At 67.7% G+C, this 15,519-nt stretch carries 15 protein-coding genes; 8 read left to right on the top strand and 7 right to left on the bottom strand.

Going from position 1 to position 15,519, the window contains the following annotated elements; genetic code table 11:
- Positions 1-3: 3 nt before the first annotated feature.
- Positions 4-1,485: a dolichyl-phosphate-mannose--protein mannosyltransferase gene (locus O3I_RS20760; RefSeq protein WP_041562745.1), complete on the bottom strand. Its 1,482-nt coding sequence runs from the start codon at positions 1,483-1,485 to the stop codon at positions 4-6.
- 169 nt (positions 1,486-1,654) lie between these two features.
- On the opposite strand from O3I_RS20760, the gene O3I_RS20765 reads away from it, so the two are divergent.
- From O3I_RS20765 to O3I_RS20785, 5 genes are all read left to right on the top strand, one after another.
- Positions 1,655-2,266, top strand: a complete 612-nt coding sequence (locus O3I_RS20765; protein ID WP_014984936.1) for a maltokinase N-terminal cap-like domain-containing protein — start codon at positions 1,655-1,657, stop codon at positions 2,264-2,266.
- Positions 2,267-2,356: 90 nt separating this feature from the next.
- Entirely contained in the window at positions 2,357-2,959 is a 603-nt protein-coding gene (locus tag O3I_RS20770) for a DUF308 domain-containing protein (RefSeq protein ID WP_014984937.1), read from the top strand.
- A 170-nt stretch (positions 2,960-3,129) separates the two neighbouring features.
- A complete protein-coding gene (locus O3I_RS20775) occupies positions 3,130-3,876 on the top strand; it encodes a hypothetical protein (RefSeq protein WP_014984938.1) in 747 nt (248 codons plus the stop codon).
- Positions 3,877-3,992: 116 nt separating this feature from the next.
- Entirely contained in the window at positions 3,993-5,246 is a 1,254-nt protein-coding gene (locus tag O3I_RS20780; protein WP_051066990.1) for a DUF418 domain-containing protein, read from the top strand.
- Positions 5,247-5,310: 64 nt separating this feature from the next.
- Positions 5,311-5,613: a hypothetical protein gene (locus O3I_RS20785; RefSeq protein WP_014984940.1), complete on the top strand. Its 303-nt coding sequence runs from the start codon at positions 5,311-5,313 to the stop codon at positions 5,611-5,613.
- A 9-nt stretch (positions 5,614-5,622) separates the two neighbouring features.
- Here the strand turns inward: O3I_RS20785 and O3I_RS20790 are convergent, their stop codons facing one another.
- A complete protein-coding gene (locus tag O3I_RS20790) occupies positions 5,623-6,108 on the bottom strand; it encodes a DUF4383 domain-containing protein (protein WP_014984941.1) in 486 nt (161 codons plus the stop codon).
- A 104-nt stretch (positions 6,109-6,212) separates the two neighbouring features.
- On the opposite strand from O3I_RS20790, the gene O3I_RS20795 reads away from it, so the two are divergent.
- A complete protein-coding gene (locus tag O3I_RS20795; RefSeq protein WP_041562746.1) occupies positions 6,213-6,773 on the top strand; it encodes a TetR/AcrR family transcriptional regulator in 561 nt (186 codons plus the stop codon).
- Positions 6,774-7,534: 761 nt separating this feature from the next.
- Here the strand turns inward: O3I_RS20795 and O3I_RS20800 are convergent.
- From O3I_RS20800 to O3I_RS20815, 4 genes are all read right to left on the bottom strand, one after another.
- Entirely contained in the window at positions 7,535-8,527 is a 993-nt protein-coding gene (locus tag O3I_RS20800; protein WP_014984943.1) for an aldo/keto reductase, read from the bottom strand.
- 185 nt (positions 8,528-8,712) lie between these two features.
- The gene (locus O3I_RS20805) at positions 8,713-9,564 is read right to left on the bottom strand and encodes an alpha/beta fold hydrolase (protein ID WP_014984944.1); all 852 of its coding nucleotides are present in this window, start codon (positions 9,562-9,564) and stop codon (positions 8,713-8,715) included.
- Positions 9,561-10,148, bottom strand: a complete 588-nt coding sequence (locus tag O3I_RS20810; protein WP_041564093.1) for a TetR/AcrR family transcriptional regulator — start codon at positions 10,146-10,148, stop codon at positions 9,561-9,563. The genes O3I_RS20805 and O3I_RS20810 overlap by 4 nt, the downstream gene beginning before the upstream one ends.
- Positions 10,149-10,380: 232 nt before the next feature.
- Positions 10,381-12,105: a hypothetical protein gene (locus O3I_RS20815; protein ID WP_014984946.1), complete on the bottom strand. Its 1,725-nt coding sequence runs from the start codon at positions 12,103-12,105 to the stop codon at positions 10,381-10,383.
- Between the two features lie 304 nt (positions 12,106-12,409).
- On the opposite strand from O3I_RS20815, the gene O3I_RS20820 reads away from it, so the two are divergent.
- Positions 12,410-14,098 (top strand): SMI1/KNR4 family protein, encoded by a 1,689-nt coding sequence (locus O3I_RS20820; RefSeq protein ID WP_014984947.1) that lies wholly within the window; start codon positions 12,410-12,412, stop codon positions 14,096-14,098.
- A 9-nt stretch (positions 14,099-14,107) separates the two neighbouring features.
- On the opposite strand, the gene O3I_RS20825 is transcribed toward O3I_RS20820, so the two are convergent.
- Entirely contained in the window at positions 14,108-14,287 is a 180-nt protein-coding gene (locus tag O3I_RS20825; RefSeq protein WP_041562747.1) for a hypothetical protein, read from the bottom strand.
- 112 nt (positions 14,288-14,399) lie between these two features.
- On the opposite strand from O3I_RS20825, the gene O3I_RS20830 reads away from it, so the two are divergent.
- A complete protein-coding gene (locus O3I_RS20830) occupies positions 14,400-15,380 on the top strand; it encodes an NAD(P)/FAD-dependent oxidoreductase (RefSeq protein ID WP_014984948.1) in 981 nt (326 codons plus the stop codon).
- Positions 15,381-15,519: the final 139 nt, after the last annotated feature.

A 15,519-nucleotide genomic window follows, 5' to 3' on the forward strand; every position in this document is an offset into this window, starting at 1 on the left:
CGCTCATCGCCAACTCGGCAGCCAGAGATGGTGCTGCCAGCTCGCCGGTGTGATCGGCAGGCCGGTCAGTATCGGATAGAGCCAGATGAAGTTGGCCACCACCAAGCCCAGATACAGGCATACCGCGAGCAGTCCGGTGCCGCGGCGTTCCCTGGATTCCGCTGCGCGCCCGAGGATCTGGCCGAGTGCCAGCGCCAGCAGCATGACCAGGAACGGCGCCATGACGGTCGCGTAGAAGAAGTACATCTGCCGGTCCAGCGCCCCGAACCACGGCAGCCATGCGGCGCCGTACGCGGTGAGCACGGCGAGATAGCGCCAGTCGCGCCGCGTCGCCGACTGCCACAGCGCCCAGCCCAGCACCGGGAACGCCAACCACCAGACGGCCGGGGTGCCGATCAGCATGATCGCCCGCACGCACTCGGATTGCCCGCAGCCGTGGGCGTTTTCGGGGTAGTAGTACAGCATCGGGCGCAAGCCCATCGGCCACGTCCACGGCTTGGATTCCCAGGCGTGGTGGTTGCCCGCCGAGTTGGTGAGGTGGGTGTGGAAATCCAGGACTCTGGAATGGTTGAACCACAACGCCCGCAACGCATCCGGCACGAACGAGAAGAAGCCGTCCGGACCCACCTGGATGCCGACCGCGTGGCGGTTCACCCCGGACTCGCTCGCGAACCAGCCGGCGTACGACGCGAGATAGACCCCGAGCGCCACGAACGGCAGCGCGAACGTGGCCGGTAACGCGTCCCGGATCATCGTGCCGGCGAACGGGTGCGGCACGCCGTACGCGCGTCGCGCGGTGGCATCGAAACCGAGCGACAGAATCGCGAAGGCCACCACGAAATACAACCCGGACCACTTCGTGGCGCAGGCCAGTCCGAGCAGGACGCCCGCCCCGAAGCGCCACCACCGCACGCCGAGCCGGGGACCCCACAGTGTGCCGGTCGTCGCGGCGCGCGCGAGCCGGGCCCGTACCTCGTCACGGTCGACGATCAAACACCCGAACGCGCCGGTGACCAGCACGGTCAGGAAGATGTCCAGCATGCCGATCCGGGACGAGACGAAGGTGACGCCGTCGGCGATCAGCAGGATCCCGGCGATCGCGCCGATCAGTGTCGAGCGGGCCAGCCTGCGCACGATCCGCACGACCAGCAACACCAGTACCGTGCCCGCCAGCGCCGCGGCGAACCGCCAGCCGAGCGGGGTGAAGCCGAACAACGCCTCACCCGTCGCGATCAGCATCTTGCCGAACGGGGGATGCACGATGACGGGGAAGCCGGGATTGTCCTCGATGCCCATCCCGTTGTTCAGCAGCTCCCACGCCTGCAGGGCGTAGTACTTCTCGTCGAAGACAGGTGTGCCGCCCTCGGTCGCCGTGCCGAGACCGGCGAACCGCAGCACCGCGGCCACCAGCGTGAGAAAGATCGTGACCCACCAGCCGCGCGCGGTGTCGCGCGGCCCCTCGTCGACACCTCGCTGCGCGGTCATCCCGGCGACCAGCGGCCGTGACAGCAATCCACTCCCCGAACCCAGCACGTCACGACCTTACGGGAGAAGTGGAAAGGCAATGGGCGCACGATAGTTCATCGAGTGTGCTCGCTTATGCTCGAGCGGAGCGTCCGGCGGTTCGAGCCGGGCGGTGAAGGAGGACGCGCGGATGGCTGTCATCCACGAGACGACGATGGTGCCGACGAAACTGGAGTTGCTGACCGCGTGGTTGCCCACCCGCACGTGGTACCAGGGCACGGATCGGCCGGTGCTGCGGCGCGCAGGCGGGTTCCGCCTGGACGACCCCGCCGGTGCGGTCGGGATCGAGTTCGTGGTGATCGTGGACAGTGCCGCCGAGCCCGTCGCCTATCTGGTGCCGTTCGCGTACCGCGGGGCACCGCTCGACGGCGCCGAGGAGGCGCTCGTCGGCACGTCGATGCACGGCGTCCTCGGTGAGCGCTGGCTCTACGACGGCACCCGCGACCCGGTGGTGGTAGCGCAACTCGTGGCGTTGCTCGCCGGTACCGCCGAGCCCCAGGCGCAGCACGAAAGCGGCACACCCGATCCGTCGATCCAGGTCACGCCCGCCGAACTCGCACTGCCCGGCGCGGCGACGGCGGTGGATGCGAGCGCGCACACCGATATCGGGGGAGTGCTGCGGGTGCACCGCGTGCTGGAGCCGGCGGGTGCGCCGAGCGCGGGGCAGGTCAGCGCGCCATGGCAATCGGCCGACGGCACGTCGGTTCGCAGCGTGGTGCTGTCCGCCATCTCCGGGACATAGTCGGCAACTGCCGTTCGGCCATTCCTGCTCGCCGCACCGAGTGAAAGCAAACACCCGGCTAACCGAGGCGTGCGCTCATATCATGGAGCTATGCCCGAAGACGAGCTTCAAGGGCGTGCGGACCCACTGGCCGGGACAGCCCGGCAGGCGATCCTGGTGTCCGGTGCCTGCTCGATGATCTTGGGTGTGGTCATAGCGGTATGGCCACACAAGACGCTGCCGACCGCGGAACTGCTGCTCGGCGCGTATCTGCTGGTCAATGCCGGGTTGCAGGTGATCATCGCGTTCAGCGCGCGGATGGCGCCCGCCCTGCGCGTGCTCGTCTTCGTCAGCGGCTTGATCTCGACGTTGCTCGCTGTGCTGTGTTTCAGCGGCGGCAATTCGGCACTGCTGCTGTCGTTCTGGGTCGGCCTGGCCTGGTCGGTGCGCGGCATCTGTCACGCCACCGTCGCGGTGTGGGCGCCCGAGCTGCGCGGCAGCGGCAGGCAGGAGGTGTTCGGCCTGTTCACCCTGCTCCTCGGTCTCGTGGTCGGCGTGCTGCCGTTCGACTCGCTGGACGTGCTCGGACTGGTGGTCGGCCTGCTGCTGATCGTGATCGCGACGATGGAGGTGCTCAGCGTCGCCGCGGTCCGGCAGGGCGTGCTCGATCTGTCCGGGCTGTCGCGGCCGCGCGCGGTACGCCTCGACCCCTGAGCCGCACCGAGAACGATCGAGTAGCCGGTCCGGCGGGATTCGAGTAGCCGGACACTCGTGGCATCGGGCTTCGTTCTGGCCACTGTAGGAGTGGCGAGAAAGGAGCTCGAGATGTTCGAGCGAACCTACGACACGGCCGAGACCGGACCGCGCACCCGCGAGGTGGCGTCGTGAAGATCGCACACCTGCGCGCGCCGGGACCACACCATCGGCCCGAATTGGCAGGCGGCGCAGGCATGCACGGCATGGTGGTTTTCGGGACCGGACTCGACTGCTACCTCTCCTACCGGCCCACGTTCGACGCCCCCTACAACTTTCAGGTGCTGCTCGCGGTCGAATTCGACGAGCGGGGGCGTCGCGCGCTCGGCGCGGACCGCCGGGTCGGGTACACCGGCATCCACACCTTCGACCCGGAGGACTTTCCGATCGCCGACCTCGATCCGGGCCGCGCCGACCCCCGGCGGTCCTTCCGCGGCAGGCTGATCCGGGGACGCGGTGAACGCGGCGGCATCGCGATCGCCGACGATGTGCGGGTCACGGTCAGCCGGGTCCTGCATTTCGCGGCGCTCGAACGGGACGGCGACGGCGGCACCGTGACGCACCTGTGCTTCGGGCGGCCGGACCGGATGTATCTGGCGCACCGGATCATCCGGCGCCCCAGCTTCGATCAGATCGTCGCGGCCGAGCTGGTGCCCGGCACCGTGACGGACCTGCTCGGCGCCGCGCTGTCCGACGACGTCGCGCGCCGCGGCTTCGAACACGCTCAGCCGATCCTGCTCGGGCAGCGCGACTTCACCGGCGCGCGGCTGCGGGCGGGCGAACTGGCCGTCGCGGCGTTTCCCGGTGGCGCACAAGGCTTCCTGGCCGAGATCACGGTCCGGCGCCAGATCTATCTGGAGGTCGGCGACCTGGTGTGACCGACCAATGGCGGATGTCAATACGCCGGAGGTCGCGGATACGGTATGTCCGGTTCAGCACCCCGATAGATCCGGTGGCGGACGCGGGAACCGGTACGGACGTCTACTTTCACAGTATGTCCGAATCGGTTGCCCCTGCCGGGACCTCGAATCGACGGATCGCCGAGGTCGATATCCTGCGCGGCTTCGCGCTGTTCGGCATCCTCATCACCAATGTGATCGTCGCGACCACCCTGTGGTCGTTCACCGGACCCGCCGACGATCCGCGACCGGGCTGGGACGGGCCGGTCGACCACGTCGTGAGCGGTCTGGTCGACGCCTTCTTCACCGGCCGGTTCTATCTGCTGTTCGCGTTCCTGTTCGGCTACTCGTTCACCTTGCAGATCGCCGCGGCGCAGCGGGCCGGGGTGTCGGCCAACGCGCGACTGCTCCGGCGCTGCGCGGCACTGCTGATCGTCGGGCTCGCGCACGTGTTCCTGCTGTGGATCGGCGACATCCTCACCCTCTACGCGTTCCTGTGCCTGATCCTGATCACGTTGAAGAAGCTGAAGCCGCGCACGGCGGTGATCACCGGCGCGGTGCTCTACATCGTGTGGTGCGGGTGGATGTTCATCCCGGGCAGCGAAGGCGATGACCTGTCTGGGCTCAACATCTTCTTCGACCTGCAGCGGATGCACGACGGATACGCCGGATCGTTCGGCGACACCTTCGCCAACCAGATGTGGATCGCGCCGATCTTCATCGGCCTGATCTGGTTCACCCAGGGCGCGACCAGCCTCGGCATGTTCCTGATCGGCATGGCGGCGGGCAAACGGCAACTGTTCGACGATCCGGATACCTTGCGGCGCTGGGCGCCTCGCGTGCTGATCGGCGGGTTCGCCGTCGGCCTGCCGGTCTCGGCGGTGACCTTCGCCGCCGCCCAGAACTGGTTCGTGCCGCCCTTCTACTGGGCCGGGATCCAGGAACTGGTCAATCCGTTGATGACCTTCGCCTACGTCGCGGGCATCATCTGCCTCACCAGATGGGCGCGCACCGCGCCCTGGATCGGCCGGCTCGCGCCGGCCGGGCGCATGGCCGCCTCGAACTACATCTTCCAATCGATCGTGCTCATGGTCGTCTACACCGGCTACGGGTTCGCGCTCATCGACAAGGTGCCGCCCGCCGGTGTCATCGGCATCGCGCTGCTCACCTTTGCCGTGCAGGTGCTGCTGAGCCACTGGTGGTTGCGGGGTCACCGCTACGGCCCGGTGGAGTGGTTGCTCCGAGCCGCCACCTACCTGTCGATCCCGGCGTGGCGGCGGACCCCGGAATCCTTTCCCGCACACCAGGAAAGACTCGCGCGACAGCCGGACGATACCGGGCGTCGCTAGGGTTCACGATCAGGCACGGGATAGCGTGCCTGCGGTACCGGTCCGTCGGAAGGACGAGCGAAGCATGTCTGTAGCAGGGATCTGGGACCTGACCATCGCCACCCGCCTCGGTGACATCAAAGTCGTCCTGGAAATCCAGCAGGACAACGGGGTGCTCACCGGTACCGCGCGCGCCTCCGGAAAGAAGCGGCCGCTCGACGACCTCGAGTTCGACGGTGAACTGCTGAGCTGGCGTCAAACCCTCACCCGCCGCTTGATGCGCCTCGACCTCGCCTTCGCCATGACCACCGAGGGGGACCGCATGAGCGGAACGTGCGCCACCGGACGGTTTCCGGCGGTCCACGTCACCGGCGCGCGGCGTATCTGAGGCTCGGTCTCAGCGCACCGCCGCCGTGCCGGGCCGGGTGCGCAGTTGCGTGCCGAACGCGATGAGCGCGGCGATGGTCAGCGCCAGGCCGCCCTCGACTGCGTGCACATAGTTGCCGAAGGTGTCGACGGCCATGAAGCGCAGGACGTTGTCCCCGCCGAAGAATCCGAAGCCGGCGATGACGAGATAGAACCAGCCGCAACCGATCCCGTACGCGAAGGCCTTGCGCGGCGTACGCACCAGGAACAACCCGGCGACACCGGTGACGAGATGGAACAGCGCGTGCCAGCCGTTGACGGTGACCGGAATGAACCCGAACACCATCACCGTGCACGACTTCATGTGCGCCCCGAACGAGAAACTCGAGCACATCGCGAACGCGACCGGACCGTTGCTGACGAACCACAGCGACAGCAGCAACAACAACAGCTGACCGGGGGTGCGCCGGACATCGGCGAGGTAACGCGTCAGGGCGCCACGGGCGGTGTCGAGCATCGGGATCGGCCTCTCGTCGGTTCTAAGCCGATCGGCTTAGAAAGTACGGTGAGTATGATTTAAGCCGATCGGCTTAGTCAAGGGCCGAGAAAGGTGGACCGCAGGTGGCAGGCGATACCCGCGCCCGGATGATCCGGAAAGCGACGCTGCTGTTCCGTGGCCAGGGCTACGCGGGAACGGGATTACGTGAAGTCACCGCCGCGGCCGGCGCCCACCGGGGAGTGACCTACCATCACTTCCCGCGCGGCAAGACCGAACTCGCCGAAGAGGTGCTCGCCTACCTCGACACCACCGTCAGCCCGCTCATCGCCGCGGTCTGCGCCGACCAGCAACCCGTACCGGCCATGCACGCGATCCTGGCCGGAGCCAAGGTCGTGATGGCGGGCGGCGAGCAACCGCCCGGCTGCGCGGTCGCCGCCGTCACCCTGGGCGCCGGACCCGACGACCACTCCCTGCACGAGGCCACCCGCGCCATCTTCCGGCGGTGGCAACAGCCGTTCCAGGACTGCTTGCAGCGCAACGGTTTCGACGAAAGCGACGCGAAGAATCTCGCGACCCTCTTGATCGCGGGCATGGAAGGGGCGCTGGTGCTCTGTCGCGCCGAGGGGACTACCGAGCCGATCGACCGGGTGGCGGCGGCACTCGAATACGCGTTGGCGCGCTGAAGTTTCGCACCGGTCCTGCGGTGGCAACTGCCAGCGGGTCGGTCTGGTTGACCACGATCACTCGTGCCCAGAAGTCGAGCGTGGCGTCCTCGATGCCGGGCACGACGCTCGACCGGCTTGGTTCTGTCTCGGAGTGGTGAGGCGGGGCCATTTGCAGATGTGTGGCTTTCGCGTGTCGGCACGGGGCTAACTGTCGCTTGGTTTGCTCGCGTTCGGGCTTGTCGGCTGGCTGCCGAAGTGTGACCTTCCCAGTTTGGTGTGCCTGCCGCGGGAGTTACAGGGATGGTGCTGGGCGCGTCAGGTGGGGTTCCCGGCTTTAGGCGCAGGTCAGGTGCGCGGGGTGGGGTTCCGGCGTGGTCGTCTGGCTGTGGTGCTGTTTTCGAGAGTTCCTTGACGAGGTGTCAGCGGTTTCGGGTGGGTGGGGTTGTGGCTCGGCGTGTTTTGCTGGGTGAGTCGCGGGGTCACAGACCTTCCGTACGGTTCACAGCAGCTACAGCCCCTGTGAGCAGTACGAAAACTCTGTGACCCCAACCTATCTGTCGCTTGGTCCACACCACCCGGCCCGCTACCCAACCGCCCCTGTCTTTCCCAAGCCGCTCGAGACGCCACCACAGCCAGATGACCACGCCGGAACCCCACCCCGCGCACCTGACCCGCACCTAAAGCCGGGTACGGCACACGACGTGCTCAGCACTATCCCGGTAACTCCCGCAGCAGGTATACCGGACTAGGCAGGCGCGGATGGGACTTCGAGACGGAGCCTAGCTCCGAGCGACCTCGGCGGTATGCGCTGAGGTGTAGCGCTCGCCTGTCACCTGGTCGCTCAGCGGGTCCAGCGTGGCCAGGGCTTCGGCGTCCAGGGTGAGTTCCAGTGCGGCCGCGTTCTGTTCCAGCCGGGCCGGGCTGCGGGTGCCCGGAATGGCGGCGACCGCCACCCCGAGCCGCTCGGACTGGGCGTACACCCAGGCCAGCGCCACCTGGGCCGGGGTGGCGCCCAGCCGGTCGGCCACCTCGCGCACGGTCTGCGCGATCTTCTCGTTGGCTTCGCCCGCCGCGCCGGCGAACCGCGGGTTGCTGCGCCGAAAGTCCTTCTCGCCCAACGTGGAGCGGTCCAGGGTGCCGGTCAGGAATCCCCGCCCCAGTGGCGAGTACGGCACCAACCCGACCCCCAGCTCGGCCATCACCGGGGTGAGGGCCTCGACGTCGCGGGTCCACAGCGAGTACTCGCTCTGCACCGCGGTGATCGGGTGCACCGCGTGCGCCCGGCGCAGCAGCTCGGCGTCGACCTCGGACAGTCCCAGATGGCGGACCTTGCCCGCCTCGACCAGCTCGGCCATCGCCCCGACGGTCTCCTCGATCTCCACATCCTGGGGCGGGCGGTGCGCGTAGTACAGATCGATCACCTCCACACCCAGCCGCAGCAGCGAGGCGTCGCAGGAACGCAGCACGAAGTCCCGGGCGCCGCGGATGCGGCGTGACCGGTCGCCGGCGCTGCGGTCGATGCCGAACTTGGTGGCCAGCTGCACCTGATCCCGGCGACCGTGGATGGCCCGGCCCACCAGCACCTCGTTGTGCCCGGTGCCGTAGGCGTCGGCCGTGTCCAGGAACGTGATGCCCAACTCCAGGGCCCGGTCGATGGTGGCCATGCCGCCGTCCCAATCGGCGGCGCCGTAACTTTCGCTCATCCCCATGCAGCCCAGCCCCATCGCGCTGACGGTGAGACCGGGCGAGTTCAGCGTGGTTCGGGTGATCATGCGCAGATCCTCCTCCTGCCTGGCGGACCGGGCGGTACCTCGAAACCTGAAGACCGCCTCGACACTAGGACTTGGAGTGCACTCCAAGTCAAGCCGTCGGACCGGCCGGGGGTTGCCCTCGGTCAGCGCTGAGCGATAGCGCAGGCGCGCACCGGTATTCGCGGAGCAGCGTGCTCGGGCGGGATTCAGTCCACGGCGCTGGACTTCGCGCGGGCGGACTGCAGGACGTCGAAGAGCTTGCGGCCGAAGGCTTCCGGATGCTGGTTGAGTCCGCCGTGACCGCCGGGGAATTCGACCAGTGGGATGCCGAGGCGTTCGGCCAGCGTTGCGGCCGGGCGGTACGGCAGGGTGCCGGGGGATTCCGCGCCCACGGCGAGGACGAGGCGGTCGGCGACCGCGGCCAGGGCCGCTTCGTCGGGCAGATACGAAGTGATCTGGCGGAGTTCGTGTTCCAGCATGATCGGCAGGTTCGCCATGACGCGGGCGACCATGTCGGCGGTGCGCGGCGGCAGCGTCGCCGGGTCCGGCAGGCCCCGCATCTGTGCGCCGACGCCGGCGGCGAAGTGCGCACCGGCGACCGCCGCGCCTTCCCGATGGAACAGCTCGTAGACCTCGTCGACGAACGCGCGATGGTCGGCCGCGTCGGGCAGCAGGCCGAACGAAGGCGGTTCGTGGGCGACAACGAGGGCGAGCCGATCGGGATGCCGGGCGAGCAAGTCGAGCGCGACGACCGCACCGCCGCTGGCGCCGAAGACATACACCGATTCGCCTGCGGGAGCGCGATCTTCGATGAGGCGGTGGATGTCCTCACTCATCACCTCGACCTGTTGATCCACCGGCGGACCGTCGAGCGGGCTGCGCGAATAACCGCGGGGATCGGCGGCCAGCACCGTGAAATGCGGCACCAGCAGTTCCGCGAGGTGATCGAACATCGCCGCGTCCGCGCCGCTGCCGGGCAGCAGTACGAGCAGCGGCCCGCTGCCGCGCACTTCGTAGAACAGTGTCGCGCCGGGGACTTTCAGCGTACCGGACTTCATGATTCATCCTTCTTCTCGGGTGACGGCCACTGCTCCAGCGCGACGTGCAAGGCGTCGATGATGCGTTCCCAGGAGGCGGCGGTATCGCGGGAGTGCTGGAAACCGCCGCCGGCCTCCAACGCGGCGTAGCCGTGAAAGGTGCTGCGCAGCAAGCGAACCGCGTCGGTGAGGTCCGGTTCGGTCAACCCGTAGGCGCGCAACATGCCGTAGGTGAGTTCGACGGCGCGGGCCGCGCCTGGACCGGCGTCGACCAGACCGGGTGGCACCGGTGACTGGGTCGCGGCGTAGCGGCCGGGGTGGCGCAGGGCGTAGTCGCGCCAGGTGTGCGCGTATGCGGCGAGGGCGTCGCGGCCCGCGCGTCCCGCGACGGCGGCCGCGATCAGCTCGGTCTTCTCCGCCGCGGCGAGCACCGTCACCCGCGCCCGCAGTTCCTGCAGGTTCTTGACGTGCGAATAGAGGCTGGCGTCCTTGACGCCGAACTGCTTGGCCAGCGCCGACATGGTGACGCCGTCGAAGCCTATCGCGTCCGCGAGATCGGCGGCCGCGCGCGTGATCCGTTCCGCGCTCAAACCCGCTCGTGCCATCACCGGCATACCTCCTCAAAACTAGGTCGCCTAGTTTATAACCTAATAATATTAGGTTTCGCAACCGGCGATAGTCGAAGGTGCGCTGTGAGACCGGGCCGCGGTTCGGCTGGACCCGGTACCTGGGCGGCGGCGCTGCCCTCACCGCCGCCCAGGACGAGCACCGGGCGGCCCGAGACGAAGGCGCCCGGCGTTGGTGATCGAGGCGGTCCGGCGCCTCGATCACCAACGCCTACGGGGTCAAGCCCCGGATGAACTCGGCGAGATATTGCCCGCTGTAGTCCGGCTTTCCGTTGTTCTGCACCGCGGCCGCCCCGATCGTATCCACGTGGGTGTAGCCGGGCAGCTGCTCCACCTGTGCGGTCGGCGGCGCGGGAAGCCAAGTGCCGACGCCGTATTGGACGACGCTGTCACCGGCGTAGGCGATGAAGTTCGGCTTCGTGCGACTCATGTTGTGGTAGCGCAGGTTCACCATGTCGCCGGTGCGCGCGCCGCCGAAACCGGCGCCGATATCGATGATCATCCGCAACGGGAAGTATGTCTCCCAGTACGCCGTCGGCCAGCCGGTGCCCAATTGCCTTGCCACCTCGTGGATATCGGCGATCTCCCGGTTCGGCGCCGTCCACGGGACGCCGACGACGTCGTTGTAGTTGCGCCACGAATACAGCGCCGTGCGATCGGTGGGACCCACCCGGGTCTGCGGTCCGGCGCTCATCCGCATATAGTTGCCCAGCACCGGAACCTGGGTCAGCCCACCGTGATTCGGGAACGTCTTCTCGGCCACCGGGCCGCCCGCCAACGCTCCGACACCTTGCTGGAGCAGCGCGAAGTTGCCCGAGTTGTTGTCGATGAACGTGCCGAGCAACGCCGCATTGGTGAACCGGTAGTCGCGGATGGTGCCCTCACCGTTCGCGCCGCCCGTGACGGCGGCCGCCCAGCTCGGGCTGAACAGGGTGGTGAGCGTCGCCTCGATATCGGGATCGTGGATGTGCGCGAGCAGTTGGCTTTCCGCGTCCGGCTCCAGATGCGCGGCGAGCCCGGCCAACCGGTAGAGCATCATGGCTTTGGTGCCGATCACCGGCATCGGGCCGAGTGTGCGCATCGGCAGCACACCGCTGTCGAAGCCGGCCTTGAGCACCCCGTTGGTGGGTCCGGTGATGGCTTCGGTGACATCGCGGAAGAACGGCGTGTTCTGGATCGCGGCCGGATCCGAGGACACCATCGAGTCCTGCGCGGCGAACGCGGCGCACTGGTTGTAGCCGGCGTCGGCCTGCGTGCCCGGGTTGCCGTCGAAATCCCAGTCCGAGAAGAACCCGGTGACCAACCCGCCCATCGAGATACCGGTGCAGATGTATTTCCGTTGCCGCTCAGCTTGATCCGGGAGCTCGTGCAGCATGATCTCGTACTGGTCGCGCACCACTCGCTCCAGGCCGAAAGCATCCAGGATCGGCAGATCCGCCGACGCCTTGAATCCGGCGAAGGTGCGGCCCTCGAGCGGTTTGCCGTTGAAGTAGTAGTCGACCGCGTCGAGATAGTTGCCCGACTGCAGTGCGTAGTCGAAGCCGACTGTCTCATCCAAGCAGGAGCCGCGCCGGGCCAGCGCCCAGAATTCGACGTTGCGACCGAGCGATTTCGCCGAACGCACCGTGTTCGCCGCGACGCCGTCGGAATTGATTGCGCCGCCGATCATTCCGCCCTGCTGCACCACCACGGCGTCCGCGTCCCGCGCGTCCTGCGGACTGCCCACCGCGCGGTAACGCAGATATCCCGTGCGCTCGCACGACCCCGGATGCGGTGCGGCGTTTGCCGGTAGCGGAAGCAGGAAGCTCACGTAGGAGACCGCGATACCGTCGCGGGTCGCGATCTGCTGCTCCTGCCGGTCCGTAGCCGCCGAGGCGGGAGGATTGTCGGCCGCCGCCGAGCCGGGCGGTAGCAGACCGGCGGCGACCACCGTCATCGCTACCGTTGCCGCCCAACCGTTTCGGCGCCCGCCGCGCCCCCGCCCCTGCTGTTCCGGCCGTCCGAGACGCCGTGTCGCTCTTGCCACGGTTAGTCACGTTGCCACCCACCGTGTTCCGCGTCACTGGTGCATTTGTCAGGAGATCGCCGCCCACCTAGTGCATTTCAACAACTTTCGTACCCGCACGGATCCTGCGACCCAGACGGCAGAAGTCGGCTGGCGGGTCAGGCGTGGCATGCGCGCTCCGACGGCGTTTCCCAACGCAGGGAACTCGTGCGCCGCTTCGCACAGTGTCGAGGACATGACGGAGCTGGCCGAAAGGGTCGAACGCCTCGCGCAAGAGTTCGCGGAATCCGGCGCGACCAGCGGGACATTGCGCATGCACCACAGCCAGTGGAGCAACGGAATAGATCCGTCATACGTGGTCGGCACCGATCGGGTGCACGGGGTGACCGGCAGACGCGAACTGGCCCACGCGGTGCGCTCCGAACTCGGCGTCGGTATGGACGGCGTAGTGGAAATGCGGCTTCGGCTGGCGGGCGACAGCTACGAGTTCCAATATCAGTGCACCCCCGGCTCCAGCGAGCACTATTGGGACGCCGTGCGACGGCTGGTCTTCGACCCCGACTATCGGTATCCGGGCCATCAGCAACCGATCGCCGCGGCCGACACGGTGCCCGACGACCGGCGCACCGACCCGGCGGTCCTGGCGACAGTGCGTGAGCTGGTACGCGAGTACATCGATGCCTACACGGCGGCCCATTCGCGTGCACCCGAATTGGCGGCGGGCATGGCCGAGGGCGACATCGCCGCGGCGGAGGCGCGGATCGGCCGGCGACTGCCGGAAGATCTGCGGGCACTGTACCGGCTGGTCGGCTACGACCACGACGACCGCGGCGTGCTCGGTATCAGTCGCCTGTCGCCGCTCAGCGATGTCGCCGCGAGTCATCTGTCCGACAATCCGACGGTGATGGGGTTGTCGGCGGACAGTCGATCCGTGGGGGACGACTCGCTGTTCACTGGCGACCGGGTGGTGTTGGAAGGCTGGCCGCACAGCACGATTCAACGGATCTCGCGTAGTGCAGGGTGGGTCTTCATCGGCACCAGCGACCGCAACGCACACGCGGTCGACCTGGATCCCGGCCCGGCCGGTCGCCGCGGGCAGCTGATCGAAGTCGGCCTCGGGTACGAGTCTGCCACGCGCTGGGCCGAATCCGTCACCGAGGCACTGCAGAAGTCGATCGAGTCGCAGCGGGCGCAGGAGAACTTCGACAGTCTTTACGACACAGCGCAACCCGCCCACACTCGTCGACTGCACGACCCTGCCGAGACGATCGAAGATCTGCCCGACAAGTTCGCCGTGCAGAAACTCGACCTCCGCTCCCGCGACTCCTTCGATGCGGCCGAACTCGCGGCTCTGCCGCTGCTGCGCCGGCTGCGGATCGACGGCATCCGAACCTTGAATCTTGCAGTGCCGCAGGATATCCCTCTCGAATCACTGTCGGCGAGTGCCCCGCACATCGACCTGGAGCCGCTGTCGGGCCACCCCGTGCTGTGGGACGTGCACCTGGCCGGAGCGCAGCATCCGGTGCGCATCGCGCCGCTGGCTGCGCTGAAAAACCTGCAGCGACTGGACATCTCCGAAATCGACATCGCCGATCCGGAGATCATCGCCGAACTGGCGGATCTCCGCGTCCTGGTGGCGAACCTGCGGCAGTGGCGTCGGCTGCGCGAACTCGACGCCGTCCCCGCGAATCTCGCCGCAGCGGAGTTGGCCGGAGACGCCTCGTTCGCAGAGGAAGCGGCTTGGGCCGGCACCTTCGGCGCCGAATGTGCCGAATTGCCCGTCATCCGCGGCACCCTCACCGAAATTCGAGTCCGGCCACAACCCGAGCCCGACGACTCGGAAGCGCGGATAGCCGACGTCGTAGCGGACGTTCCCTGGAACTTGCTGCTCCAACTGCGCCGAGAGCCGGAGTCCGGCGCGTAGCAGCCTGACCTACCGCTGCCCGGCGCGAATGTGTTGGGCGAGAAACAGAGCCGCGCGATCGAGGGCCTCGTCCGCCTCGTCCAGGGTGCCGGCGAAGACGATGGTCGCGGGATCCCTGCCGGTGTCGAGCAGGGCACGGTAGGCCCCGACAGTGTCTTCGATCCGGTTCCGGCGGACTGCGGACTGCAACGAGGCTGGGGACCAGATTCGACGAACTCGCCGTCCGTTCCCTGGACACTGGGATTTGCTATTTCGGCAAGTTTCCTTGCCGGAAGCGACCGAGGACACGCAGCATCGCCGCATGCATGAATTCGATGTTGTCGTTATCGGGGGTGGTGCTGCAGGGCTCGCGGCAGCCGTGACCCTGAGCCGTGCCCGACGGAAGGTCCTGGTCGTCGACGCAGGCTCGCCTCGTAACGCGGCCGCCACAGCGGTCCACAGCTACCTCGGCCGTGAGGGTATCGACCCACGCGAGCTGTTGGCGATCGGCCGCTCAGAGGTCGAGCAGTATGGCGGCGTCGTGCGCAGCGGAACCGCGGTGGGCGTGAAACGAGTCAGTGAATCCACCCTGAAGATCACCCTCTCGGACAACACGACCCTCGACGCCAGGAGGGTGCTCATCGCCACCGGCGTCGTAGATGAACTACCCGACATTCCTCAGCTGGCCGACCGCTGGGGCCGCGACGTGTTGCACTGCGCGTACTGCCACGGATACGAGGTGCGAGACAAAGCCATCGGCCTCATCGCCAGTGGGGTCGCCTCACTTCACCAAGCGCAGTTGTGGCGCCAGTGGAGCGACAAGGTCACTTTGTTCACGAACGAGGCGGTCGAACTGACCGAGCCCCAGCGGGCCGAACTCGCGGCGCGCCAGATCACCGTGGTTCCTGGCCGGGTCACTGGCATCGAGATCACCGACGACGAGCTCGGCGGCATCCGGGTCGGTGACGATGTCACCGCTGTTCAGGCTGCGGTCGTCTTCCCGGTTTCGGTGGCGAAGGTGGACGACCTGTTAACCGAGTTGGGGCTGGAGGCCGAGCAGAAGGAGATGGATGGTCAGGTCATCGGCGCGACCCTGAATGCCGACACCCAGGTGGGGAAGACCGCCGTTCCCGGAGTTTGGGCGGCAGGAAACGTTCGCGGCCACCGCGCACAGGTAATCGACGCGGCTGCGCAGGGCGGGCTTACCGCGGCGATGATGAACATCGACCTGGTCGATGAAGACGTACGCCGTGCCGTCACGGGAACACCGTTCTCGACGGAGAGGGAGCGTGAAGTCACCTAGCCGCCGGGGCTGCGGTTGGGTCTCAGGTGCTAGGTCGGGTGGTGGTCGGTGACAAGGGAAGTGCCGAGAACGGAGTCGGTCGAGACGATCACGTGCGGGTTCGGGGTGGCTGCACCGCCAGGGCAGTAACGACCGAGCC

The organism is Nocardia brasiliensis ATCC 700358 (assembly GCF_000250675.2).
GTDB classification, from domain to species: domain Bacteria; phylum Actinomycetota; class Actinomycetes; order Mycobacteriales; family Mycobacteriaceae; genus Nocardia; species Nocardia brasiliensis_B.

Bases quoted from the DNA above. Each gene is read 5' to 3' on its own strand.
- O3I_RS20830 (WP_014984948.1), top strand. From the start codon at position 14,400: ATGCATGAATTCGATGTTGTCGTTATCGGGGGTGGTGCTGCAGGGCTC.
- O3I_RS20815 (WP_014984946.1), bottom strand. From the start codon at position 12,105: ATGACGGTGGTCGCCGCCGGTCTGCTACCGCCCGGCTCGGCGGCGGCC.
- O3I_RS20785 (WP_014984940.1), top strand. From the start codon at position 5,311: ATGTCTGTAGCAGGGATCTGGGACCTGACCATCGCCACCCGCCTCGGT.
- O3I_RS20800 (WP_014984943.1), bottom strand. From the start codon at position 8,527: ATGATCACCCGAACCACGCTGAACTCGCCCGGTCTCACCGTCAGCGCG.
- O3I_RS20780 (WP_051066990.1), top strand. From the start codon at position 3,993: ATGTCCGAATCGGTTGCCCCTGCCGGGACCTCGAATCGACGGATCGCC.
- O3I_RS20820 (WP_014984947.1), top strand. From the start codon at position 12,410: ATGACGGAGCTGGCCGAAAGGGTCGAACGCCTCGCGCAAGAGTTCGCG.
- O3I_RS20770 (WP_014984937.1), top strand. From the start codon at position 2,357: ATGCCCGAAGACGAGCTTCAAGGGCGTGCGGACCCACTGGCCGGGACA.
- O3I_RS20805 (WP_014984944.1), bottom strand. From the start codon at position 9,564: ATGAAGTCCGGTACGCTGAAAGTCCCCGGCGCGACACTGTTCTACGAA.
- O3I_RS20810 (WP_041564093.1), bottom strand. From the start codon at position 10,148: ATGGCACGAGCGGGTTTGAGCGCGGAACGGATCACGCGCGCGGCCGCC.
- O3I_RS20765 (WP_014984936.1), top strand. From the start codon at position 1,655: ATGGCTGTCATCCACGAGACGACGATGGTGCCGACGAAACTGGAGTTG.
- O3I_RS20760 (WP_041562745.1), bottom strand. From the start codon at position 1,485: ATGACCGCGCAGCGAGGTGTCGACGAGGGGCCGCGCGACACCGCGCGC.
- O3I_RS20790 (WP_014984941.1), bottom strand. From the start codon at position 6,108: ATGCTCGACACCGCCCGTGGCGCCCTGACGCGTTACCTCGCCGATGTC.